The 24,652-nt window shown below is 33.8% G+C and carries 21 protein-coding genes; 8 read left to right on the top strand and 13 right to left on the bottom strand.

Going from position 1 to position 24,652, the window contains the following annotated elements; translation table 11 throughout:
* Positions 1-43: 43 nt before the first annotated feature.
* The 3 genes from HN014_RS00460 to HN014_RS00450 all read right to left on the bottom strand — a co-directional run bounded on the left by HN014_RS00460 (position 44) and on the right by HN014_RS00450 (position 4,608).
* Positions 44-2,521, bottom strand: coding sequence for a T9SS type B sorting domain-containing protein (locus HN014_RS00460; protein WP_176026952.1), 2,478 nt, complete (start codon positions 2,519-2,521; stop codon positions 44-46).
* A gap of 334 nt (positions 2,522-2,855) precedes the next feature.
* On the bottom strand, positions 2,856-3,701 hold the full coding sequence (locus HN014_RS00455) for an ABC transporter permease (protein WP_176026951.1): 846 nt from the start codon (positions 3,699-3,701) through the stop codon (positions 2,856-2,858).
* A 7-nt stretch (positions 3,702-3,708) separates the two neighbouring features.
* On the bottom strand, positions 3,709-4,608 hold the full coding sequence (locus HN014_RS00450) for an ABC transporter ATP-binding protein (RefSeq protein ID WP_176026950.1): 900 nt from the start codon (positions 4,606-4,608) through the stop codon (positions 3,709-3,711).
* A 199-nt stretch (positions 4,609-4,807) separates the two neighbouring features.
* On the opposite strand from HN014_RS00450, the gene HN014_RS00445 reads away from it, so the two are divergent.
* Positions 4,808-5,875, top strand: coding sequence for a hypothetical protein (locus tag HN014_RS00445; protein WP_176026949.1), 1,068 nt, complete (start codon positions 4,808-4,810; stop codon positions 5,873-5,875).
* A gap of 179 nt (positions 5,876-6,054) precedes the next feature.
* On the opposite strand, the gene HN014_RS00440 is transcribed toward HN014_RS00445, so the two are convergent.
* From HN014_RS00440 to HN014_RS00405, 8 genes are all read right to left on the bottom strand, one after another.
* Positions 6,055-6,837: a hypothetical protein gene (locus HN014_RS00440; protein WP_176026948.1), complete on the bottom strand. Its 783-nt coding sequence runs from the start codon at positions 6,835-6,837 to the stop codon at positions 6,055-6,057.
* A 137-nt stretch (positions 6,838-6,974) separates the two neighbouring features.
* Positions 6,975-8,033 (bottom strand): nucleoid-associated protein, encoded by a 1,059-nt coding sequence (locus tag HN014_RS00435; protein ID WP_176026947.1) that lies wholly within the window; start codon positions 8,031-8,033, stop codon positions 6,975-6,977.
* 160 nt (positions 8,034-8,193) lie between these two features.
* Positions 8,194-8,706: a hypothetical protein gene (locus tag HN014_RS00430; protein ID WP_176026946.1), complete on the bottom strand. Its 513-nt coding sequence runs from the start codon at positions 8,704-8,706 to the stop codon at positions 8,194-8,196.
* 86 nt (positions 8,707-8,792) lie between these two features.
* Positions 8,793-9,812 carry a COX15/CtaA family protein gene (locus HN014_RS00425; RefSeq protein WP_176026945.1) on the bottom strand — a complete coding sequence of 340 codons (1,020 nt, stop codon included), beginning with the start codon at positions 9,810-9,812 and terminating at the stop codon, positions 8,793-8,795.
* Between the two features lie 205 nt (positions 9,813-10,017).
* Complete coding sequence (locus HN014_RS00420; RefSeq protein WP_176026944.1) at positions 10,018-11,457, bottom strand: CCA tRNA nucleotidyltransferase; 1,440 nt, start codon at positions 11,455-11,457, stop codon at positions 10,018-10,020.
* A 58-nt stretch (positions 11,458-11,515) separates the two neighbouring features.
* A complete protein-coding gene (locus HN014_RS00415) occupies positions 11,516-12,085 on the bottom strand; it encodes an L-threonylcarbamoyladenylate synthase (RefSeq protein WP_176026943.1) in 570 nt (189 codons plus the stop codon).
* Between the two features lie 244 nt (positions 12,086-12,329).
* Positions 12,330-13,430 (bottom strand): glycosyltransferase family 4 protein, encoded by a 1,101-nt coding sequence (locus HN014_RS00410; protein WP_176026942.1) that lies wholly within the window; start codon positions 13,428-13,430, stop codon positions 12,330-12,332.
* Between the two features lie 4 nt (positions 13,431-13,434).
* Entirely contained in the window at positions 13,435-14,364 is a 930-nt protein-coding gene (locus HN014_RS00405) for a glycosyltransferase (protein ID WP_176026941.1), read from the bottom strand.
* Positions 14,365-14,669: 305 nt separating this feature from the next.
* Here HN014_RS00405 and HN014_RS00400 point away from each other — a divergent pair, with 305 nt between their 5' ends.
* Complete coding sequence (locus HN014_RS00400) at positions 14,670-15,449, top strand: lipopolysaccharide kinase InaA family protein (RefSeq protein ID WP_176026940.1); 780 nt, start codon at positions 14,670-14,672, stop codon at positions 15,447-15,449.
* A gap of 10 nt (positions 15,450-15,459) precedes the next feature.
* Here HN014_RS00400 and HN014_RS22770 read toward each other — a convergent pair whose 3' ends face one another.
* Both HN014_RS22770 and HN014_RS00385 read right to left on the bottom strand, forming a co-directional pair.
* Positions 15,460-17,331: a glycosyltransferase family 9 protein gene (locus HN014_RS22770; RefSeq protein WP_368660064.1), complete on the bottom strand. Its 1,872-nt coding sequence runs from the start codon at positions 17,329-17,331 to the stop codon at positions 15,460-15,462.
* A gap of 131 nt (positions 17,332-17,462) precedes the next feature.
* Positions 17,463-18,278: a 2,3,4,5-tetrahydropyridine-2,6-dicarboxylate N-succinyltransferase gene (locus HN014_RS00385; protein ID WP_176026939.1), complete on the bottom strand. Its 816-nt coding sequence runs from the start codon at positions 18,276-18,278 to the stop codon at positions 17,463-17,465.
* Between the two features lie 123 nt (positions 18,279-18,401).
* Here HN014_RS00385 and ruvX point away from each other — a divergent pair, with 123 nt between their 5' ends.
* The 6 genes from ruvX to HN014_RS00355 all read left to right on the top strand — a co-directional run bounded on the left by ruvX (position 18,402) and on the right by HN014_RS00355 (position 24,613).
* Positions 18,402-18,815 (top strand): Holliday junction resolvase RuvX, encoded by a 414-nt coding sequence (gene ruvX, locus HN014_RS00380; protein WP_176026938.1) that lies wholly within the window; start codon positions 18,402-18,404, stop codon positions 18,813-18,815.
* 34 nt (positions 18,816-18,849) lie between these two features.
* Entirely contained in the window at positions 18,850-19,440 is a 591-nt protein-coding gene (def, locus tag HN014_RS00375; protein WP_176026937.1) for a peptide deformylase, read from the top strand.
* Positions 19,441-19,535: 95 nt separating this feature from the next.
* Positions 19,536-19,952 (top strand): DUF5606 domain-containing protein, encoded by a 417-nt coding sequence (locus HN014_RS00370; protein WP_176026936.1) that lies wholly within the window; start codon positions 19,536-19,538, stop codon positions 19,950-19,952.
* Between the two features lie 178 nt (positions 19,953-20,130).
* Positions 20,131-21,747 (top strand): CTP synthase, encoded by a 1,617-nt coding sequence (locus HN014_RS00365; protein ID WP_176026935.1) that lies wholly within the window; start codon positions 20,131-20,133, stop codon positions 21,745-21,747.
* Positions 21,748-21,860: 113 nt separating this feature from the next.
* Positions 21,861-23,750 carry a membrane protein insertase YidC gene (gene yidC, locus HN014_RS00360; RefSeq protein ID WP_176026934.1) on the top strand — a complete coding sequence of 630 codons (1,890 nt, stop codon included), beginning with the start codon at positions 21,861-21,863 and terminating at the stop codon, positions 23,748-23,750.
* A 176-nt stretch (positions 23,751-23,926) separates the two neighbouring features.
* Positions 23,927-24,613, top strand: coding sequence for a toxin-antitoxin system YwqK family antitoxin (locus HN014_RS00355; protein ID WP_176026933.1), 687 nt, complete (start codon positions 23,927-23,929; stop codon positions 24,611-24,613).
* The last annotated feature ends 39 nt before the right edge of the window (positions 24,614-24,652 follow it).

The following is a 24,652-nucleotide window of genomic DNA, read 5'->3' as shown; positions in this document are numbered from 1 at the left end:
AATTACAATTTTTATAATTGCAGGGATTACCATAAGTAGTTATTTATCGGATCAGCGAAAAACTTCCTGTAATTACTCTTCCGTCATCTAATTTGGTTTTGAACCAATACTCACTGGAGGGAAGTGTTTTTCCTCCATAAGTTCCATCCCAGCCATTTCCTCCGGGGCGTATTTGTTTTAAGAGTTTTCCATGACGGTTAAATATAAAAATCAAAGCATTGGATGTAAATTCATCAGAAACCCCTTCCATAGTCCACTTATCATGAAAGCCATCCCCATTCGGTGTAAAATATGAGGGAAAGCCCACAACTGCTATTTTTTGTTTGGTAACAGGGAGGCAACCATTTTTATCGCGAACCAATACGGTATGAATTCCAGAGGGGACATTTGTAAACAGAGGATCATCCTGATATGTTGCGATATTGTCCGTTCCCAAGATTGCATATTCGTAATTCCCTTTGCCTTCAGCAAAAACAAGAACAGTGTTATTGGTCTGTGCGTCTTTGATTTCTATGGATTGAATTGTAGCTGTATTGGAGGGGATTACAATGACGGTCCTTTCTTTAGAACATCCTGTAGTATTATTTGTCACAGTCACTCGGTAGCTCCCGGCATTTGTTACTGCTATGGTTTCGGTTGTTTCTCCTGTAGACCAGTTATAGGAATAATTTGTAGTAAGTTCTCCAGGGGCTAAACCCGCTCCAACCTGTATGTTTATTTGGTGATCACAAAGAAAAAAATCTTCTTCAACTGTAATGTCTGGCAGAGGATATAATTGCAAGGAGACTCGATTAATTCCATAACATTGGTTTCTGTTATCTTCTATTCTTGCATAAATAGTTTCATCTTCAATCGTCAATGGACTTTCGTTAATGAATGTTGTTATTTCATTGATCTCAGCTAATGCTTCTTCATGGGTTTCATAATATTTTACAGTAAGGTTAGGGCTACTAATTCCATTTAGAATTAAGCTATTCGCCTCTGAAAGTATGAATTCTTTATAGCCATCTTCAATTCCATCGTCATCACAGTTTTCTAAGATCACATCATTAGCAGAGGTGTTACTAACTTCCAGGTTTAAAGTAGCTATTCTGTAGCATTCGGTATGGGTATCGATTACTCGTACAAAAAGTTGTTGATTGGGAGAAGTATTGGTATAGGTGATAGGGTTGCTAATGGGAAAAGTTCCTGAAATTGCAGCTGTGGCACTTGTATAGAATTCAGCTCTTCGGTTTTCGGTAGTGCCGGCTAGTTGTTCTAAGGCTTGATTTAAATTAAAAACAGAAGTAGTAGCATCACTGGTAGTATCATTACATTGAACTAATTTTTCATTTGTGACAGTAGGTAATGCATTCACGACAAGATTAAAGGATACTGTACTATAGCAGATACTGTTTGTTTTGTTTTCTACCCGGGCATAGATCCTTTGAGGGTTTACTGTATTCGTATAAGAAACTGTTTTGTCAATAGGAGCTGTATTAGTATCAGCATCTGTCTCATCTAAGTGGTATGTTATTGTATATTCAGAAGGAGAAAGGTTGTTGAGAATTTCTTGATCTTTGTTTTGTAAAATAAAAGAAGCAATTCCATTTGTATCACTCCCATCGGTGGTATCATCACAGATTTCATAAGCATCAGGTGTTGTTATAGCAGGTCCTTCTGTTGTTGTAAGTGTAAAACTATCCAGGATAAAACAATTGGTGATGGTGTTTTCTATACGAATGTAAATCGTTTCTATGGTTTGTTGACTAAGATAAGGGCTTGAAAGTGGGTTTTCTCCCAGACTGGCATCTTGCTCCGAATTGTGATATGTAATAGCAGTATTAGATTGAGATCCTAAAATAATAGCGGTATTTTGTTCTAGATTATAATGGGTCATACCATCTGTAGTGTCTCCTGTAACATCACATTCGGTAAGGTTTATAGCTGTAGAGTTTGTTGTTTGATTCGTTGGAGCATCCGGGAAGGTAGCGGTACCGGTAAATTCGATATCAAATCCTCCGTTTTGAGAAAAGTTATCGACAAGAATGTAATATTCTTCCCCTGCCTGAGCATCAATAGATTTTACAAATCCATTCCCTTGTCCACCAGGTCCTTCGGTAAGGTCATTTTCAGAATCTGATAATCCTGTTCTGGTTGATATTCCTGCTGCTGTTGGATTGGAGGACGAACACCTGATAGAACTTCCTAATGCATCACAGGTTACATTAGGACCATATACTGCAAAATCATAATCCTCATCAGGATTAGAGGATTCTGGAGTAATAACAAACGCTAGAGTTCCTGCCTGAACAATATTTACTTTTAACCAAAGACTTTGACTTTCATTAAAAGAACAAGCAGGAGGGTTGCTGTTTGGAGAGGCAAAATCATTTATCCCTGTACCATTAGAATTGAGCTCCAGGTTAATATTACCACATACGATTACTGAATTTACACAATCTGTCGGTCTGTTTTGAGAAAATCCGTGAAATGAACATATAAGTGTAAGGAGAAGTGTAAAAGGGTAAAAGAATTTCATGGTTATATAAATAGATCATTGCTACTGTATGGGGTTACTAAGTGACATTAAAAAACGGAACTCATATTTTCAAGGAGGGGTTGATGAGAGTTTTACTTTTTGTCATAGTATAAAAAATAAAAGTAATCTGATGTTTATGATTTTTTTGTGAATATACTCAAAATTATGGTTTTACAGTAGAGATAGAAAAAAGAGACACTAAAAATTATACCTTTATAGTGTCTCTTTTTTTACTCGATAAACGAGATGTGTATGCTTGTAATGCCTACCAGGAAATAAATGTTTATTTCCTATATAGCGTATTTATCCCGAAGTTTTTTTGATGTTTTCTTCCTTATAAATCTCTTCTTTTTAGGAGTTGGTAAGAAAGAAAAACAAACAAACTAGTCCATCCCAATACAATAAGACATTGATACCAATGTACAGAATAGTCTTTAGATAGTTCGGTTCCAAGCTGATTAGCTGCGGATTGTATGAAATTAAGTCTGCTAAACGGTTCGATAATCAGATTACTCATTGATTCCAGTGGAAAAAATTGAACAATTTTTTCAGCGATGTCTTGTCCTTTGAAAACTTTAAATTTTAGAATAAGAAAAGTAATATTTTCCAATCCCCACCATATAAATAAGAAACCAAGGGCAAAAGCAGATCTTTTTATTAGTATTCCAAGAAACATACAGAAAGCAAAGAAACCAGTTAGTTTTAGAAAATAAGCTATGATATATTGTAAGTATTGCTGATCCTTAAATATAGCATAAGGCTCCAGGAAATCAGAAAATGAGAGTCCCAGAATCATTGTCAGAATAATGAGGAAAATGGTGGATATAGTAGAAAATGCCATTACTGTAAGAAACTTAGAAGCTATAAACTCTTTTTTACTCAATCCATCAATGAGATTTTGCTTTAAAGTTCGGTTACTATATTCATTTGCCATCATAGAGACAATCACAATTGCCAGGAATAATTTAGCCCATGCTGCGATATAGGTGTTAAAATGCCAGATATACGGGAAGTTGAATATTCCCTGATCGGCAATTCTGAATTTAGAACCAGCGAAATTGAATTCTATAGAAGCAATTAAAGCTATGAATGAGATAAGTACAAAATAAGCAATGGAAATCACCTTAGATGCTTTACTATATCTCAATTTGTGAAATTCTATGGTTAGTAATCGTAGCATCTGTATCTTATTTTAGGTTATTAGTAAGTTGTAAAAATTGTTCTTCCAGGCTTTCTTTCTTCTTCTCTAAATGTGTAAGTGTAATTCCCGAAGTATAGAGCTGTTCATTGAGGTGAGCAGCTTCGACTGTTGTATTGAGATGGGCAGTAATTTTACCATTTAATTCAGTTATTTTATGAAAGCTTTGGTGATTGAGCAGCCAGTTTTTTAATTTCTCATTATCAGTGGCTTGCAGTAAGAAATACCCATGACTATTATTCATCTGATCGACCGGACCGGAATATAGCTTAACCCCTCTTCTAATGATAACAACATGATTACATACTTTCTCTACTTCATCTAATAAGTGAGAAGCCAGTAATATAGTTGTTCCCTGAGAGGCAATTACCTTGATAATTTCTCTGATTTGATGAATCCCTTGTGGATCAAGCCCGTTAGTAGGTTCATCAAGGATGAGTATTTCAGGGTCATTTAACAAGGCTGATGCAATGGCTAGTCGTTGTTTCATTCCTAGAGAAAAGGTTCTGAACTTACTGTTTTTACGCTCTAGCAATCCTACTATTTTTAACTTCTCATCTATTTTTTGCGAAGAAACTCCTTTGATTTTACATACAAGATGAAGATTCTGGGCAGCAGTCATATAAGGATAAAAATTAGGGCGCTCAATGATGGCTCCTACTTTTTTTAATGCGTTATGAGTTGAGGTACTTCCGTCAAACCAGGTGAAATTACCTGATGTTTTGTTTACAACATTGAGGATGATACCAAGAGTTGTAGATTTACCACTCCCATTTGGTCCCAAAATACCATAAACATTTCCCTTCTGGATAGTAAAGGATAAATTATCTACAGCAGTAAGGTTTCCAAATTTTTTGGTAAGGTTGTTTATACTGAGTATGGTTTCCAAATTGATGATTTTTTTGATAGGTTATATAAAACTAGACGAGGGACTCTCTTTTTTGTTACAGGAAGCAGGTGGATGTTAGATTTTGTATAGAGTTTTTTTATATAATTTAGAAATAAAAAGTAAGTTTTTTAGGATGCATATTAATTTCTTATATTGAGCGTATTGGTATTAATGTCAATAGAGAAAGTATAGCCCAGATATGGATGAAGAATTAATGTCCCGAAAGAAACCTACCTATCCGATTAATACAGCATTGGATCAGTACCTCAAAGAATGTAATAGAACGATTAAAATTCCGGTTTTCTATGATGATCTTTTGCGATTTTCAGGCTCTGTCGTTGTTTATGATAGTAATGATGAAGATACATTATGGGTTCGGGTATATTATGATGAGCACGAACGACCAGAGATTGAAAGTAGCTTAAAAAAAGTATATACGATCCTGCATTCGGATGGAAATGAAGATGCGATTGAGTTTTTGAACATTGATGCAATTGATTATTGCACCTTTGGTAATTCTAAGCCATTTAGGGTTAAGGTCAGGAATATATTGAATGACAACTATACGTACATTTATGTCAAAAAAGCGGATGCTTCCAGGATATATGGTCTGGAGTTAGAGCATATGTTCTCTCCTAATCGCATTAATTTTTTGGTGTATAAAAATACTTTGATAGAAGAACACATTGCCGGGGTTCCCGGAGATGTATTTATCAGAGATTTTTTGCCAGATCTGAGCGATCGTGCAAAATCACAAATTGCTAAGGAGTTTGTAAAGTTTAATGAGCGCTGCCAGATGCGATTATTAGGAGATATGCGATCCTATAACTATGTTATTATTCCGATTCATGATTTTGATCATGTAGAGTATAAAATACGAGCTATCGATTTTGATCAGCAGTGCTATGAAGGGAAATTGAAGGTATATCAACCTCAGTTTTTTAAAGAGAATTATAAGATGGTTGATCTGGTAATGAACCGGTTACAGAATAATTCCATAGAGCAATATAAAAAAGAAGAGCGATCGATTTTAGCCAAAAGGATGTTGAATGCCCGGTCAAGGTATGAAACACTTATTGGGTGTATGTGTAATGATACAATTTCAACAAAAGAGAATCAGTTGGCATTGAGGGAACATCTCTATAGTTTTACGCTGGACCTTAAATTCAGAAGGAGTAATTCTATGGGAGAAGTTTTAAAAACTGCATTGGATTTCGTGAGGAGAAACTACGAAAATGTAAATATGAAACGCCTGTTAGGAGGTTGAAAATCGTTTTTGAAAAATATTGAGACAGTATCATCAGATACTATCTCAATATATATAATTATAGGGATTAATCTTTTTGTTCTTTGTCGAAGTATATAAGATAGTAATACATTGGTTTTTCTTCATTTCATCCTGTTTCTACAAATTTTCTGCAGATTTTGGGTTGATGAAATTCATTTTTACTTAAATATACGTTTTCGAAGCGGTTTTCGGTCGATGTCATATTTGTACTCATCGATTAGATGTCGAAATTTCTGAGCTACAAAGTTGAATGAGATCTGATCATTGATACCACACTGATTAATATTTTGATGCCAGGCTTTTTGAATGTTTTCGGTTTCAGAGGCTTTCATATTATACAGTAGATAACCGCACTGATAATGATCATCGGATTGACTGGAAAGTCCTTCGTTTACTCGGTCTTTGATGTATCTTGTATATTGTTCTTTTTCTATCACATAACGCTCCTGTAACATAGATTCCTCAAATTCACCATCAATATTCTTTAGTACGGGATGCCTATGGAGCATCATGGCGATATCGGGATTCCAGTTATTAACCACTTTTATGGTATCCTTGTAGTTTATATCAAACTTATTGTCAGACCAGACTAGGTAGTCATATTTTTTTTTCAAAAAGTGTTGTGGGTATACTTTTAGAGGTTTACAAGCTGTAGTATAGTACCTTTGAGCAGTCACCTTATCTGTGGTTATAGCCTCTTCAGAGAAATTGTTTACAGGACTTTCAGGAGAAAATTGAGCGATTAATGCTGCAGTATCTTTTATAAAAACAGGCTTCCATCGGGTAAACTTTAGTCTGTAATAGACCCATTTGTTATCGGTAATAAAATAACTGTCATGTCTAGGAGGTTTTTTAGGGATTCTCGCATGTTTCTTTTTCCCGACATACCCAGAAACAAAAGCAAGCGTTTTAGTGGTATTTTTTTTAGGGTTAGAATTCATATAATATTGTTTTAATGTACTTATTGATATGATCAAATAAGATATGCTATGAAAGATCTCGGTTTTCGAATCTGAATGTGGCTTAAAAAACGACGACTATAGTATATTATTGATCTCAATAGTTCATAGCTGATCGACTAGTCTTTTTGTTCTTTGTTGAAGTATACCAGATAGTAATACATTTGTTTTTCTTCGTCCCATCCTTTTTCTACAAACTTTTCTGCAGATTCCGGATTGATGAAATCCATTTTTATCTGAATATTAGTATCGAGATTGATCACGTTTTTTATTTTTTTTCGCGCTTCTGATACAGCAGTATTTGCAATAGGGAAGGAGGTAAGGTCTTCTATTTGATATTTAGGAGCTTTTTCTACTTTATAGTGTTTGAATTCAGGAATTAATTCCGGATTATCAATAACGTCATTTAAAAAAGCTGTTTCTTCAAAGTTATCGTTTTTTGCGAAGTGATTGATAGCTCTGTTCATAAACATAACTTCTTCTTTCTTATCTTCAGCAGGTAATACAACCTCTTTGGCAAAGTCCTGACAGAACTTCATGTATTTTTTAGTATGAAAATTATCATCTGCAAAAGCAGCAACACCTAAGAAATGTTCCAGCCAATATTTAGTATCGTATCGGTTAGAATCGATCGATAAAATTTTATATCCTTCTTCTTTTTTGTGATTAAAAATAAGACAACCTTTATCGAGTTTATTTAGGTTTACTCCTTGCTGAAGTAACAGATTGATATTGGATCCACTTTCCTCAAATTGAAGAAAGTCGTGTTTTAATTCTGATTTGAAAATTCCAATAGCATCTACTTTTTCATTGTCGATGGTAACATTCTCTAAATACGAGACATATAATTCTCCACTTTTAATATGAGGATGTTGTGATTGTTCGTATAGTAAAGAAGCAATTCTTTTAGATTTTTCGTGTACACTGGAAGGAGTGTTGAAAATTTCTGAAATAATCTTATAAAGAGGATTGAACTCTACATCTACTTCATTGACGAACTGAAAATAGTTTTCTTCTTTTTCTCTAAATGGTTTGAAAAAATACTCTTTAAGTAAGGCTGTAAGTTCATCATTTAAAGCGTAAGGAGCATCCGAAAGAAAAATGTTTTCGTTTCTGCTTTTATTTCCAATTTTGTGTACAGAAAGGGATTCAATCTGAGTACTATATAAGTTAATCATTGTGTTGTTTTCTAGATTGTATTGTTTCGAGTTTTACCTCGAAATTAAGTGTTTGTTTTTAACGAAATTCTCATAACCCTGATTATGAGTTGATCTCCTAAATTTAAAAAAATCTTTTGTTAAAAATAGTTTTTAAAATTGATTTGAGTCGAGAAGGAGGTTAATTCCAATTTTCATCAAAACTAATATCATCGTAATTATCGAGATCTATAAAATCCTCATTATCGTCTAATGAATGATGCTCATCCTCAGATACGAATTCTTTATCAGGTGCCTGATCTGGAATTTGTCCGTGGACAAACATAATATTCGGATATTCTCTTCCACTTTCATATTCAGCTATTTCGGCAAGCTCAACAAGAAACGTCCACATATTTAGGAAGTCATAAATATATATGAGTTTAGGAGAACTTTCATTGACAACATCAGATAAGGTCGTTTCATTCATTAAACGCACGGATTGTAACCCATCGCTCATATCAAACAGGGAAATTTCCTCTCCCTGATTCCATTCTTCATCACTGATATAAAAAGAAGCCATTTCGGCACCATCAAAACCAAAAGATTGCGTAATGGTGTTGTGAAACTCTTCTAATGTAGTATCTTCTTCAATCTCAATATCTCTAAATACATCTTCTTCTGTATCCAGAATTATTCTAAATCTATAGATCATTCTCTGTTAATTATATTCGACAAAGATAGTGTAACCGCTGGTATTGACCAATTTATATATATCGGGTTCTATCTCAAATTATTTTATTATTTACTAAATCTGTGAAGAGAAAATGTCATCCCTCCCAGTAGAAAGAAAGCAACTACCTGGTGGAGAATTCCCAAGGTTAAAGGTACTCTGAATAAGAGGGTGAAAACGCCTAATAAGAATTGAGTACATACCAAAACCAGTAGGATTTTAATGGATGTAGCTTGTTGGCTGTCTTTGGGTATTTTTTTACTTCTGTACCAGATAAGTCCAACGATAAATACAACTACATATGCCAAAGAGCGATGTATAAACTGAACACCGCTTTTTCCTTCAAAAAAATTCATGATGAAAGGAGATTGTTCTATAAAGACTGCTTCGTGAATAAACTGCCCGTCATTCATCAAAGGCCAGTGGTTATGTAGAAAACCAGCATCAAGACCAGCCACAAAAGCTCCATAGATAATCTGAATAATAAGAATCACTAATCCGACCCGAAGTAAGTTTCTAAAGCGGATATTTACAGTTTCTTTTTTTATAGGAAATATCAGATCGAGAGCAACCCAAAATGAGTAAGCGAAAGTAATAAAAGCAGTAGTGAGATGCATCGCTAATCTATAATGACTTACATCAGGTCGATCAACTAGTCCGCTTTTAACCATAAACCAGCCTAAAAACCCCTGAAACCCTCCAAGAAATAATAAGAGCATTGATTTCTTGATGGTAGGCTTGGATAATTGTTTTGTGAAAAGAAAATAGATAAAGGGGATAATAAAAACAATCCCGATAAATCGACCAATCACTCGATGGATCCATTCCCAAAAATAAATATCTTTAAAATCCTGTAGAGAGAATTGATGATTTATTTTCTGATATTCTGGATACTGTTTATACAGATCAAAGGCTGCATTCCACTCTTCTTCATTCATAGGAGGGATGGTACCAGAAATTAATTTGTAATTAGAAATAGAAAGTCCGGAATGTGTCAGGCGGGTAATTCCTCCAACAACTACCATGATAAAAATCAAAAAACAACCTGTCAATAACCAATATATTACCCTTTTGTTATCCTGTTTCATGTTCTATAGTTTACTCGATAATCGAGATTTAAAATGCCTCGAGGATACCCTCGAAATTAAAATTTAATCCCTTGTACGTTTATACCTAGGGAGGTTATTCTTTTGAGAAAGTGAAATTGAGTAGTATGCTGAAGAAACTTCCTGATATTAAAATATAAATATCGGTTTTATAGCATTTATGCAACGAATTTGTTACCTGTCAATATTATTTGCGTTTGCCTTCAGCGACAACTAATCCCAGTTCTTCTCCTTTCTTTAACATTAGGTCAAAAGCAGCTTGATGTTCATTAGGGATTTCCCCTTCCAGAATAGCTTCTTTGATAGCCTCCTTAATAATTCCAATTTCTTTAGAAGGTTTGATATCGAAGGTGTTCATAATTTCTTCTCCACTAACGGGGGGTTGAAAATTCCGAATACGATCTCTTTCTTCTACTTCTTCTATTTTATGTCTGACAATTTTAAAATTGTTGTGATATTTCTTAAATCGTTTTGGGTTTTTAGTAGTAATATCTGCTTCACATAAGGTCATTAATTGTTCGATATGATCTCCGGCATCAAAAACCAATCTCCTTACGGCAGAATCGGTCACATCAGATGCAATAACGATTGGTCTGGAGCTCATTAATACCATTTTTTGAACAAATTTCATTTTGTCGTTTAATGGCATTTTTAATCGTTTGAAAAGTTTATAGACCATTTTGGAACCTACGAACTCATGTCCGTGGAAGGTCCATCCGATTTTTTTGTGAAACTTTTTAGTTGGAGCTTTACCAATGTCGTGTAATAGGGCAGCCCATCTGAGCCATAAGTCATCAGTATGTTGACAGATGTTATCAACTACCTCTAGGCTATGATAGAAATTGTCTTTATGACGCTGACCTTCTACCTCATCGATCCCTTTGAGTGCTGTTATTTCGGGAAGAATATATTCCAGAAGCCCCGTTTTTTCCAATAATTTGAATCCGTATGAAGGTACATTACAAAGTAATATTTTGTTCAATTCTTCGACGATTCTTTCTTTGGTGATTATTTTTATCCGATCCTTGTTTTTTGTAATAGCTGCTAATGACTTTTCTTCTATATTAAAATTGAGCTGAGAGGCAAATCGGATTGCTCTCATCATTCGCAATGGATCATCAGAATAGGTGATGTCGGGATCCAAAGGCGTTTGAATTGTTTTAGTCGTTAGATCATCTAACCCTCCAAAAGGATCCAGTAAATTGCCAAAATGCTTTTCTGAGAGGTTTAATGCCAGTGTATTAATGTTGAAATCTCTACGGTTTTGATCATCTTCCAGCGTTCCATCTTCTACAATAGGATTGCGACTATGCCTCTGATAAGATTCTTTTCGAGCACCAACAAATTCAATCTCGATAGCTTCTGTTCTTAACATAGCTGTTCCGTATGTTTTAAAAACCTGAACTTTTGGCTTGTCAGGTAAGAGTCGGGACACTTCTTTGGCAAGCTCAATGCCACTCCCTACAGCAACGATGTCAATATCTTTTACAATGCCTCTTTGTAATAAATAATCTCTGACAAAACCTCCTATGACATAACATTCTACATTTAGATTCGCTGCTGCTTTTGAAATAATACTAAAAATAGGTAGCGTTAATGCTTCTTTATAATTCTTAATTTCCGACATCTATCGATCAACTCACTAAGTGAGGTTTTAATACTCCGAGGCGTTGCTCTGAGGTAGTTTACTTCCTGATAATTTTTACCGTGCTATCACTTCCTATCTTAATAATAGAAGAAGGTTTTGCATTTTTATTTGGTAAGGGCAAATTTACGACATAGTCTACGCCTTCCAAAATCTCTTGACTAATTTCTTTTAGATGTTTGGGGGTTGGTTGATTACTGATATTTGCCGAAGTAGAGACAATGGGCCTTTTGAATTTGCGAATTAATTTACCGCAAAAAGGATCTCTAACAACTCTAATTCCCAGGGTGTTGTCTTCTCTTATAATGTTCTCAGCTACCCGTAGTGGTTTATCATAGATAATGGTGGTTGCTTTGGTAGCATATTTAAGGATGTCATATGCGACTTCTGGAACTTCTTCTACGTACTGTCCCAGCATCTTAAAATCACTGACCAGACAAATAAGGGATTTTTCTTCAGAACGATTTTTTAATCGGTTCAGTTTGTCAATAGCTTCTGCATTTGTAGCATCACATCCCAATCCCCACACAGTGTCCGTTGGATATAGAATAATTCCTCCTTTTTTTAGAATAGCTATTGTTTTTTCTATTTCATCTTTATGATCTGCCATTATTTTTCTAATTGATGCTATTTTTGATTTCTAAAGTGGCAAAAATAAGAGTTTCATTTGTTTTGTGCCATATTTATGTAGGAGATCCGATCATAATTATTTGGCGATTAAAGACTCTATTGTTTCTTAAGCAAATGAAGGATATAGGAAACGGTATCATGATTTTATCTATAACTAATTAGCAATGTTTAGTGTTGAAGCGTTAGTAAATAAAGGCAAGTTTATTTTTGAATGTAAAAGGGTACTAAACAATATTTTTATAGAGTTGTAATGTTTCTAAAGCCATGTTTTTACTAGAGTAATTATTGATTACTTTTTCATAACCGTTTTTGATAAACTTTTCTTTGAGAACATCATCTTCTGATAAGCTGATGATCTGTTCAGCTTGCTTGTCAGGAGAGTGCATAGGAGATAATAGCCCATTTATGTTGTGTTCTATTATCTCGGGGATTCCTCCTACATCGGTACTGACTACTGCAGTTTTGTGCAGTAACGATTCATAGATTACTAATGGCATTCCCTCGCTTTGAGAGGTGATTAGGTTAATGTCGAATTGTGGTAAAAAACTCGAAGCATTCGGGGTGAATCCGGAAAATACCAGATGTTGTTCTAACTGTAATTCTTTTGCTCTTTGAAGGAGAGGTTCAGTTCTTTCTGTGTAATTCCCCATTTGGATAAAGAAGAAGTTCTTTTTATTTTCTTTATTGATGATGATATCTACAATATCAATAAGAGTGTCAAGGTGTTTTGCTCTGATATGATTCGCAATATTTCCAACGATGACGGTATCTTCTTTTAGATTAAACTTTTCCCGTATTGCAAACGAAGGCTTTTTAAGAGGAGTTTCGATGTCAGTTCCATCGTATATAGTGACAATTTTGTGATTATCAACAATGCTTTTAGCAGCGATTTCTTTGGTTTTTTTAGAGACACAAATAACCTTTTTTATTTTAGGATAGTTGTATTTAAATAGCGTTTTCTTTCTGTTTTTAATAGGGAAAGATGTCTTTTTACTATAAATAAAAGGAGGGAGATTAAAGATTTTATCCGATAGAATGGCTAGTAGGATGGCACTTGGATCGTGAATGTGAATCAAATCAACCTTTTCTCTTTTACAAATGATTCCTAGTTTTATAAAAAAACGAGGATCTACCTTGATAGATAAGGGAGCTGTAATATAATTTATTTGTTGTGTTTTTAGGTGTTTATGAAAATCCCCATTTTTCGCACAAAAAATAGTGTTTTTAACTTCTGGAGCTAACTCTGATAATTCATTGTATAGCGTTTCTATATGTTTTTCTCCTCCTCCCCAATTTGTTACGGCAGATAAATGTAGGATATGCATTTTATTATTTTTTATGGATCATTTGTTTCATTTTTAAAGAAGCACTGAGAGGGGCTCCTTTTAAAAAGAAGAGAAACAGATCAAAATTCTTAGGCTTTATAATGGATTTAAAAAAGAATTTACCAGTTAATACAAATCGCATCACCTGGAATGGTATATAACCTGCATGTTTTCTTAAAACATACAATAATGATAGTTTTAGCTCTTTTTTAATAGCGTTGCTTTTTTTGGTTGATTGCCCTTCGAAGTGAAGGTACTGTCCTTCTGGAACTAAATAACTATTACCATCAGAAAAGGCTTTTTTTATTCTGTAGCATAGATCTGTTTCTTCATAGTAAAGAAAAATGTTAGTATCAAAGCCTCCAACTTGATCGAAGGCACTTGCTTTTGTTACTAAAAAAGATCCAGGAACACATTCTACTTTTAGAGGAGAGGTATATACTTTTTTTCTTTTTGGATATCTTTTCGGGTTTGTTTTTTCTAATATTTTTCGACCGAATAATTCTCTTTTTAATGAAAGAAAGTGGTCAAAAGACATTTGTACATGATCATTAGCATCGTACTGCTGTGGGCAACAAATTGATGCGTCTTTAGCATTTTCCAAAAAATTATAAGAAATGGAAATACAATCGTTTTTCAGAATAGTATCATTATTGACAAATGCGTAGTATTTCGCATTGGCAAATTGAACCCCAAACATATTACCTCCTCCAAATCCAGTATTTAATTTACTTCTCTGTATCGTTATTTTTTGATTGTCTAAGGCAGTAATTTCTTTGAGTAATTTACTGTAGTCGTCATAATGAGATGCATTATCTATTACGATGATATCATAGTTTATTGAAGGAGATGTTTTTTCTATAATTGACTGAATACATTGAATTGTGTATGAAGATGAATTATAGTTTATGATTATAATCGATATATCTCTCATATTTTCTGTAATAAGAAGCCTCAAAAGTACTTTTTTTTACCTTTAGTTTTTAAAATTAATGACAAAAAATCACAGATGATAATTTCTGTTTTTAAGAGTAAGTGTATTATGTGTCTGTTAAAAAGCAAGTTTTTGTTTTTTTGGGTTAAAGCATGAGGGATGAATGTTTATCTCTTGTATTAATAATAAGATGAGAACGACGGCTTGAATGGGTATAGATAAAGCAGTAAGTAATGCGGTTGTTTATTGATTTATGAGTATAATTATTACGAAATAAGTACCTTTGTGTCTATTTTAAGGTACATATGAAAAATAATATCGTTGTCGACGATTTAAATGATTCTTTACGGGCAGATATAGAGGCATCAATAGCCAATTTTGATAATTATAAAGAAATATTAGGAGCAGCGGAACGAAATGTTATCAAAATAGCTTCTATTGGGGGTAAAAGATATACAATTAAGTCGTTTAAGATTCCTAATTTTATCAATCAGGTAGTGTATCGATTTTTTAGGAAATCAAAAGCGGAAAGATCATATCGTTATGCACGAAAATTGTTGGGATTGGGAATTAATACCCCTTTCCCATTAGCATATAGTACGAGTACTACACTTTTTCTTTTTAAAAACAGTTATTATGTTAGTGAGTTGGTTACTCCGGATTTGACATATAGAGAATTAGTGCATCAACCTGATTTTCCAGATCATGAAACGATTTTAAGAGCTTTTACAAGATTTACTTTTGAGCTTCATGAACAAGGAGTGTTGTTTTTAGATCATTCCCCTGGAAATACTTTAATACTCAATAAGGGAGGGAAGTATGAATTTTATCTGGTTGATCTTAATAGGATGAAATTCAAAACACTGAGTTTAGATGAGCGAATTCATAATTTTGCCAGATTAACACCCAAAAAAGAAATGGTACAGGTAATGTCTAATGAGTATTCGAAACTAACAGGAAAGGATGAGCAATACATTTTTGAAAAAATGTGGAGCTTAACCGAGGCTTTTCAGCATAAGTATCATAAAAAGATAGCACTAAAAAGAAAAGTGTTTTTCTGGAAAAAGAAGTACCGGGAAAAATAATGATTTTAACTTATTTTAGGTTTCGTCTCAATAACCATAGTTTTACATATCTCATAAATACGGTATATCCTTGTATGTATCCTATGGTAAGCCCAACAAAACCATCTCTGAACCCTTGTTGTATTATGTAATGTTTGAAAAACCCCCAGAAAGGTTTTAGGATAAAATGGTAGGGAGTTAATCTTCCGGTTTTATCATTGTAATCTTCTGCTTGCCAGGTAGCATATTTATTCAGCTTGGCAAAGTGACGATCTAGAGTTACATAGGTATTGTGGTAGAATTTTTCTTTTAGAATCCCCAATTTACCATCAGTTTCGATTTCTTCATGGACATGTTTTTTGTCGTATCGACACTTGTCTCTATGGAATAATCTAATAACTTTATCATTTCTCCAGCCACTATAATGAATACGTTGCCCCATAAAGTGATTCATTCGCTTTATCCAATATCCGACTGTGTCATTTACTCCTGGGTTTTTTAAGATCTCTAAAATTTCATCTCTAAGGCTGGGAGTAACCCTTTCGTCTGCATCGACAAGAATAATCCATTCATTATTTGCTTGTGGGATGGCCCAGTTTTTTTGAAAACTAGGATAATCAAACTCTCGCTGAACTATAAAGTCTGTATATTCTCGTGCTATTTCAACAGTTTTATCAGTACTATATGAATCAACTACCATAATTTCATCTGCAAAGGATACAGACTCAAGAACCCCACGGATATTATGTTCTTCATTAAATGTAGGGATGATAGCCGTTACTTTTTCTCTTTGTAGGCTTAGAGAAGAAGTAATCGCATTTTTGTTTTTTAAATAGGTTTCAGGAATGTTTTTTTGAAGAAATGCCTCCATTTTATTAAGAAATAATTGAGGTTTGAAATATGTATACAGATTTAAAGAAGCTTTTTTTAGTTCTTTTGTGTCTTTGTCTGTAAAAAGTTCAGGGAGAAAATCAGAAAGATGGACAGAAGTATATTTTTTGTCATCGTCAAACATATTCCAGTTGTTTTTGATAATCCAGGGAGAAAAAATGGTAAAAGTAGGTGTGCCTAATGCTTTTGCCATATTTACAGCACCTCCTTCATTTCCAATAAGTGCATCACAATGGGATAGCAAAGAAATAAAATCTCTCAAGCTTTTTCCAAATACATCGAAAAAAATATGTTTTTGGGTTTTAGGTTGTGTCAGGTTATATATTTTTTTTGCGTCTTCTTCTTGGTTAGGAATGTAGTTGAATAATAATTGTGCATCACATGTAGTGACAATCTTGTCAATTACTTCAGCCATATATTCAAAAGGTAATGTCTTTCTTTTCTCACTCCCCAATACACTTATCATAAGAACCGGTCGATCAAATGTTATTCCGTGGTTGGTTAAAAAAGTCTTGGCATTTTCTTTTTCCTGTTCGGTTAAGAAAATTTTCGGTTTGATAATATTAGACTCTATTTTACCTTCTTCAAATACCAATCGAAGCCTGTTTTCAATAGATGTACTCGCAGTAGTAATGGGTTTTGAAACCCTTTTTATGGTTTTTGAATATAAAAAATAAGTATACCATTTATGATAAGAAATCCTTCTTTTTGCACCAGAAAATTGCGTAATCAGATTACTTTCTAATTTTCCGTAGGCATCTATAGCGATATCGTAATTAGCCTTTTTTAAGCTTTTCAGGAATGCATAGAATTTCTTTTTGTCGTCCCTGTATTCCTGTTTGAATTCAATAATGTTATCAAAAAAAGGATTCTCTTTAATAACCGGAAGTGTATTTGTATTAACCAGGTAATCTATTGTCGAGTTTGGATGTCTTTTTTTTAGCGCTTCACATATTACAGTACTGGCTAAAACGTCTCCAATCATTTTATGTTGAATGACAAGTATTTTCAAGCTTTATAAATTTACAAGGTTAATTTTTTTAAAAAAAAGAAGAGTTTTGAATAAGAATGACAGGGATAAAAAATAGAAAAACAAAGAACCATGAATCTATAACGATAGTTCTTTGTTTTTTTTAGAATGTTTTATACAGCTACATCATATTCTCTCAAGGCGTCATTTAATGATGTCTTTTTATCAGTACTTTCTTTTCTTTTTCCAATAATCAAAGCACAAGGAACATTGTATTCTCCTGCTGCAAATTTTTTAGTATAACTTCCCGGAATAACAACAGATCCGGCAGGAACAACTCCTTTTCTTTCTACAGGAGTGTCTCCAGTTACATCTATAATTTTTGTAGACGCAGTAAGAACTACATTAGCACCAAGTACTGCTTCTTTTTCTACACGAACTCCTTCTACAACAATACATCTGGAGCCAATAAAGGCGTTGTCTTCTATGATCACAGGGGCAGCTTGAAGAGGTTCTAAAACACCTCCAATACCTACACCCCCGCTAAGGTGTACATTTTTACCTATCTGTGCACAACTTCCCACAGTAGCCCAGGTATCTACCATTGTTCCTTTATCAACATAGGCACCGATATTTACATAACTAGGCATTAGAATTGTACCAGGTGATATATAAGCTCCATGTCGGGCTACTGCATTAGGTACTACACGAATCCCTTTTTCTTCATATCCTCTTTTTAATGGTATTTTATCATGGTATTCAAAAATACCAGCTTCCAAAGTTTCCATTTGTTGAATAGGGAAGTAGAGAACAACTGCTTTTTTTACCCATTCGTTTACTTGCCATCCCGATGCTGTTGGCTCAGCAACTCTTAATTCTCCGTTGTCGAGTAAATTGATTATTTCGCGTATTGTTTCTTGGGTTTTGGATTCTTTTAATAGCTCCCTATTGTCCCAAGCGTTTTCTATTATTTCTCTGAGTTGCTTCATCGATTAAAAAATTTTGGTAAAGATAATAGCTTAGATTGAAAAAAGTAATGATTAATTATTTTTTGCCTGCTATTTATAATTAGGGGGTTTTTATAATTAATCCTATTTTTGCAGAAAAACTGAATGGCAAGAATTTTGGCGATTGATTATGGAGGCAAACGATGTGGTATTGCAATTACCGATGAATCTCAAATTATAGCATCGGGATTAACCACTGTAGATACGAAGGAGTTAATAACTTGGCTAAAGGACTATACAGAAAAAGAAGAAGTAGAACTTTTTGTGGTAGGTGAGCCCAAAAGATTACATGGAGCGCCTTCTGAAAGTGAACAATTAATTCAGTCATTCTTAAAAAAAATAGAAAAACTGTTTCCAGAAATACCAGTTCATAGAATTGATGAGCGTTTTACTTCTAAAATTGCTTTTGATACAATGATATCCAGTGGTATTTCCAAAAAGAAAAGAAGGGATAAAGCGCTTGTCGATCAGATAAGTGCCACAATTATACTTCAAGACTATTTGTATAATAGAAAATAGAAGCTAAAAAATAAAATTCAAGGAGGTTATAAATATGATTTTACCCATTGTAGCATACGGGAGTCCGGTATTAAAGAAAAAAGCAATAGATATAACAGCTGATTATGAAGGCTTATCAGCGCTGATAACAAATATGTTTGAGACGATGTATAATGCCCATGGAGTAGGGTTGGCAGCTCCACAGATAGGGCTTTCGATTCGCTTATTTATTGTAGATGCAGCGCCTTTTTCAGACGATGAGGAATTATCAGAAGAGGAACAAAGGCAACTAAAATCTTTAAAAAAGGTATTTATAAACCCTGTAATTATTGAAGAAACAGGAGAAGAATGGGCTTTTTCAGAAGGGTGTCTCAGTATCCCTGATGTAAGAGAAGATGTTTTTAGAAAAGAGAAAATAAAGATTCGTTATTACGATGAAAACTTTAATGAGATCACAGAAGAATATGACGGTCTCGGAGCAAGGGTTATTCAGCATGAATATGACCATATCGAAGGAATTTTATTTACGGATAAACTATCTAGCCTAAAAAAGCGTTTAATAAAAAGTAAGCTGACAAATATTTCTAAAGGAAAAGTGGGAGCAGATTATAAGATGAAATTTCCTTTACTAAAGAAGAAACGATAATAAGAAATAAACCATTTGGTATGGTATTTAAGTAGTAAGATGTTTGAATTTTTAAAAGGAACTACAGATATTTGCCAAGGTTGAAAACAAAATATATGAGTTTAGATAAAATATTAGCTATTTCTGGAAAACCAGGATTGTACGAATTAAAAGCTCAAACCCGAAGTGGTTTTGTTGCAGAGTCCCTAGCAGATGGAAAAAAATTATCTGTCAATATGAGACATAATGTAAGTGTACTTAGTGAAATAGCAATCTATACAATGACAGAAGAAGTCCCGTTAAAAGAAATTTTCAGAAGAATTCAAGAAAAAGAAAATGGGGAACAAGCGATTAGTCATAAAGAATCCAAAAAAGCAATAGAAGCTTATTTTAGAGAAGTTCTTCCTGATTATGATGAAGACAGAGTATATGCCAGTGATATGAAAAAAGTGATTAGCTGGTATAATATTGTACAATCGAAAGGAATAACAGACTTTTCCGAAAAGGAAGCAGAAGCTTCGGAAGAAGAATAGAAGAAGAAAAAAAATATTGTATGAATCCTGCCATAAGGCAGGATTTGTTTTTTCTATTCTATTTGGAGTTAATTCTTACGGGAAATAAATATTGACTCAAATTTCAATAAATTGTTTCACTACTTCTTCGTACTTTTGCGCAAATTTAAAAAGACAACCCTACAAATTTTTAGTATACATGGCTAATACAAAGTATGTTTTTGTTACTGGAGGAGTATCTTCTTCTTTGGGAAAAGGAATTATTGCGGCTTCATTGGCGAAACTTTTGCAAGCAAGAGGATATAGAGTGACTATTCAGAAATTTGATCCGTATATTAATGTAGATCCGGGGACATTAAATCCTTATGAACACGGAGAATGTTATGTCACTGACGATGGAGCTGAAACAGATCTTGATTTAGGGCATTATGAACGATTTCTTAATACACCGACTTCACAAGCGAATAATGTTACTACAGGAAGGATTTATCAGAGTGTAATTGAGAAAGAAAGAAGAGGAGAATTTTTAGGAAAAACAGTACAGGTGGTTCCTCATATTACAAATGAGATTAAAGAGAGAATCCAGATTTTGGGTAAAACTGGGGATTATGATATCGTTATTACCGAAATAGGAGGAACTGTTGGAGATATTGAATCATTACCATACATAGAAGCAGTACGACAGCTAAAATGGGAATTAGGAGATACCAATGCATTGGTCATTCACCTGACCTTAATTCCATATTTATCAGCAGCAGGAGAGCTCAAAACAAAACCGACGCAGCATAGTGTAAAAACACTAATGGAAAGTGGAATTAAAGCTGATATTTTAGTGTGTAGAACAGAGCATGAATTGTCAGACGATTTAAGACGTAAATTAGCACTATTCTGTAATGTTAAAAAAGAAGCTGTAATTCAGTCAATAGACGCATCTACTATTTATGATGTGCCAAACCTTATGTTAGAAGAAGGGCTGGATACAGTGGTATTAAAACAATTAGTCCTTAGGGATGACGACCAACCGAATCTGGATAAATGGAATAATTTCCTCAAGAGACATAAAAATCCAACTTGCGAAGTGACGATAGGATTGATAGGGAAATATGTGGAATTACAGGATTCTTATAAGTCAATTTTAGAAGCATTTATTCACGCAGGAGCACATAATGAAGTAAAAGTAAAAGTAGAAAGCATTCATTCGGAATATATAGATGATCAAACCATCAGTGAAAAAATAGCCCATTTGGATGGGATTCTGGTTGCTCCCGGTTTTGGAGAACGAGGGATTGAAGGAAAGATAAAGGCAGTTCAGTTTGCAAGAGAGCACAAGTTACCGTTTTTTGGAATCTGTTTAGGGATGCAGATGGCAGTGATAGAATACGCTAGGAATGTTCTAAAACTGGAAGGGGCAATTTCCGTGGAGATGAATGAAAATACAGCACATCCTGTTATAAACCTGATGGAAGAGCAAAAAAACATTACGGATATGGGAGGAACGATGCGTTTAGGTGCTTGGGATTGTGAATTGATAAAAGATAGTAAAGTATATGAAGCCTATCAGACAAACCTGATAACAGAACGTCATAGACATAGATACGAATATAATAATGCTTATAAAGAACAATTAGAAGCAGCTGGATTAAAAACAACAGGGATAAACCCTAAAACAGGTTTGGTGGAAATTATAGAATTACCTGAACACCCTTGGTTTGTCGGAGTGCAATATCATCCAGAATATAAGAGTACCGTAGCAAATCCACATCCTCTTTTTGTAGCGTTTGTAAAAGCAGCGGTCGCGTATGCTAAATCCAAATAATGTCAATCTGACATAGTTTTGGGGAATGGCTAGATAATTGACATTAAAACAATAAAAAATAATGAAGAGAGTCTTTCTTGCTATAAAAAGAAGACTCTTTTATACTTACATCAATGGAAGAAAATAAATTTGATTTAAAATCTATAATTGGATTTGTCCTGATTGGAATTATTTTAGTTTGGATGCTTTATAATAATGCTCCTACACAAGAAGAAATAGATGCAGAAAAAGCAAAACAAGAACAAGTAGATAAAAATACGGATACAGATAAGCAAACAGTCGAAACCGATTTTGTTTCAAATTCTGAAGCGATTGTAGCTACTGATTCTCTAGCACTGGAACAAGCAAAATCTCAATTAGGAGCCTTTGCTTATTCAGCATCACTTCCTTCTGCTAAGAATGCCACTACTACAATAGAAAATGAAGTGCTTCGCCTTAAAGTTAATAACAGAGGAGGGTATATTGAAGAGGCATTGCTTAAGAATTTTAAGACATACGATTCTGTTCCGGTATATTTAATAAAAGATGGTAAAAATGCCTCGTTGAATATTAATTTTGCAACTACAGATAACAGAACCCTTAATACAAAAGATTTATTTTTTGAGCCGGAACTATCTAAAAATGGAGAGAATCAAGTGCTGTCAATGAAATTGAAAGTTTCTCAAGATAAATTTTTAGAATACAGATATGAGCTGAAGCCAGGTGAATACATGGTTGATTTTGCGATTCGATCTCAGGGAATGGGAAATGTATTTAATAGTAGTCAAAAAATAACACTGGATTGGAAACTTCAGGGAATCAGACATGCTAAGAGTGCATCTTACGAAAATCGTTATACCGAATTATTATATGAGTATGAAGGAGGAAAAGATGATTATTTAGGACATAGTGAATTTACTGATGATCAGGAAGAAGATGTTAGTTGGATAGCTTTTAAACAACATTTCTTTACATCAATTTTGCTGACGGATACTCCTTTCAAAGAAGCTTCTTTTTCGTCTAAAAATATAATGCAGGCTAATAAAGAGATAGAAGATAAGGATGTGAAAGTAACCAAGGAATTTGCCGCTTCTATGCCATTAGAATTACAAGGAGGAGATCTTAATTATGGAATGGATTGGTATTACGGACCAACAGATTTTAAGATCCTTAATGGGTATGATAGAAACCTTGACGAAGTGGTACCTCTTGGATGGGGAATTTTTGGGTGGATTAATAGGTATCTCTTTATTCCATTATTCGGATTCTTAAGCAGTTTTATATCATCTTATGGGGTGGTTATCATCTTGATGACTGTATTGGTGAAATTATTACTGTCTCCCGTTCAATACAAACAGTATGTATCGCAGGCTAAAATGAAAGTATTACGCCCTGAGATCAATGAAATTAACGAAAAGTATAAGGATAATGCCATGAAAAAGCAGCAAGAAACTATGGCATTGTATAACAAAGCAGGAGCGAATCCGATGAGTGGATGTTTACCTTCATTAATGCAGATTCCTGTATTCTATGCATTGTTTAACTTTTTCCCAAGTGCATTCCAATTACGACAAAAAAGCTTTTTATGGGCAGATGACCTGTCTAGTTATGATGTAATAGCAGAATTACCATTTACTATTCCTTTCTATGGAGATCATGTGAGCTTATTCCCATTATTAGCATCTGTAGCTATATTTATTTATATGACAATGACTACAGGACAGACTATGCAAGCACAGCAGCCAGGAATGCCAAATATGAAATTTATCATGTATTTATCTCCATTGATGATGCTATTCTTCTTTAATAATTATGCGAGTGGATTATCACTATATTATTTTGTGTCGAATTTGATTACTATAGGGATTATGTTAGTCATTAAAAATGTAATCATCGATGACGATAAAATCCATGCAAAAATTCAAGAGAATAAGAAAAAGCCTAAAAGACAAGGACGTTTTCAGAAGAAAATGAAAGAAATCATGGAACAGGCAGAACAACAGCAGAAAGCAAGAAATAAGTAGAAGCTGTTGAGATATTAAACAAAAAAGCCTCATCCTTTGATAAGAATGAGGCTTTTTTGTCAAATTAAAATATTTTAAAAAATTAATTGTTCTTGTAACATAAGAGTTCTATTTTAGATAGAAATAATTAATGGTATATTTCTTGGTAATATACTTTTACCAAAGCTACATAAGTGATGAAGTATAATTTTATTTTTTTTGTATTTATAATGATTCCGTTAGTATCCTTAGCTCAAAAGTATAATGCTTATGACCAGGAAGGGAAACGACATGGGAAATGGCTGAAGAAATATGAGAATTCAGATCAAATCCGATATGAAGGAACATTTGAACATGGTAGAGAAGTAGGAGAGTTTAAGTTTTATAAACCCACTAGTGGAAATAAACCTACTGCTATTAAGGTATTTTCTAAAGAGAATGATACCGTAAAAGTGTCTTATTTTACATCGACAGGAAATGTGATAAGTAAAGGAGGAATGATCGGAAAAAAACGAGTAGGAGTTTGGAAGTATTATCACAAGAATTCGACAAAGATTATGATGACAGAAGTATATAAAAATGGGAAACTGAACGGAAAGCAGCTAACTTATTTTTTAAATGGTCAGTTGACAGAGAAAACAAACTATGTCGAAGGGAAAATAGAAGGAATCAGAATTGTATATGCAGAAGATGGAACCAAACTTAAAGAGTATACTTATGAAAAAGACCAGTTACACGGATCTACCAAATATTATGATGCAGAAGGTAAAATAAGTATAGAAGGGAATTATAAAAGAGATAAAAAAGATGGTATCTGGAATTATTACAAGGATGGTAAGCTATCTGAACAAAAATTATTTCCGGTAAAGAACAGAGGAATGTAAAGTACATTGCTGTATAATAGATAATATATAAAGCAATAC

Source organism: Aquimarina sp. TRL1 (assembly GCF_013365535.1).
In the GTDB taxonomy this organism is placed as follows: Bacteria; Bacteroidota; Bacteroidia; order Flavobacteriales; family Flavobacteriaceae; genus Aquimarina; species Aquimarina hainanensis.
The sequence above is the reverse complement of the archived record's forward strand: the minus strand, read 5'-3'. Positions and strand labels throughout refer to the sequence as shown.

Coding starts and splice junctions, on each gene's coding strand:
- ruvX (WP_176026938.1), top strand. CDS start 18,402: ATGGCAAGAATTTTGGCGATTGATTATGGAGGCAAACGATGTGGTATT.
- HN014_RS00445 (WP_176026949.1), top strand. CDS start 4,808: ATGGATGAAGAATTAATGTCCCGAAAGAAACCTACCTATCCGATTAAT.
- HN014_RS00355 (WP_176026933.1), top strand. CDS start 23,927: ATGAAGTATAATTTTATTTTTTTTGTATTTATAATGATTCCGTTAGTA.
- HN014_RS00440 (WP_176026948.1), bottom strand. CDS start 6,837: ATGAATTCTAACCCTAAAAAAAATACCACTAAAACGCTTGCTTTTGTT.
- HN014_RS00405 (WP_176026941.1), bottom strand. CDS start 14,364: ATGAGAGATATATCGATTATAATCATAAACTATAATTCATCTTCATAC.
- HN014_RS00455 (WP_176026951.1), bottom strand. CDS start 3,701: ATGCTACGATTACTAACCATAGAATTTCACAAATTGAGATATAGTAAA.
- HN014_RS00400 (WP_176026940.1), top strand. CDS start 14,670: ATGAAAAATAATATCGTTGTCGACGATTTAAATGATTCTTTACGGGCA.
- yidC (WP_176026934.1), top strand. CDS start 21,861: ATGGAAGAAAATAAATTTGATTTAAAATCTATAATTGGATTTGTCCTG.
- def (WP_176026937.1), top strand. CDS start 18,850: ATGATTTTACCCATTGTAGCATACGGGAGTCCGGTATTAAAGAAAAAA.
- HN014_RS00370 (WP_176026936.1), top strand. CDS start 19,536: ATGAGTTTAGATAAAATATTAGCTATTTCTGGAAAACCAGGATTGTAC.
- HN014_RS00365 (WP_176026935.1), top strand. CDS start 20,131: ATGGCTAATACAAAGTATGTTTTTGTTACTGGAGGAGTATCTTCTTCT.
- HN014_RS00415 (WP_176026943.1), bottom strand. CDS start 12,085: ATGGCAGATCATAAAGATGAAATAGAAAAAACAATAGCTATTCTAAAA.
- HN014_RS00420 (WP_176026944.1), bottom strand. CDS start 11,457: ATGTCGGAAATTAAGAATTATAAAGAAGCATTAACGCTACCTATTTTT.
- HN014_RS00425 (WP_176026945.1), bottom strand. CDS start 9,812: ATGAAACAGGATAACAAAAGGGTAATATATTGGTTATTGACAGGTTGT.
- HN014_RS00435 (WP_176026947.1), bottom strand. CDS start 8,033: ATGATTAACTTATATAGTACTCAGATTGAATCCCTTTCTGTACACAAA.
- HN014_RS00385 (WP_176026939.1), bottom strand. CDS start 18,278: ATGAAGCAACTCAGAGAAATAATAGAAAACGCTTGGGACAATAGGGAG.
- HN014_RS00460 (WP_176026952.1), bottom strand. CDS start 2,521: ATGAAATTCTTTTACCCTTTTACACTTCTCCTTACACTTATATGTTCA.
- HN014_RS00430 (WP_176026946.1), bottom strand. CDS start 8,706: ATGATCTATAGATTTAGAATAATTCTGGATACAGAAGAAGATGTATTT.
- HN014_RS00410 (WP_176026942.1), bottom strand. CDS start 13,430: ATGCATATCCTACATTTATCTGCCGTAACAAATTGGGGAGGAGGAGAA.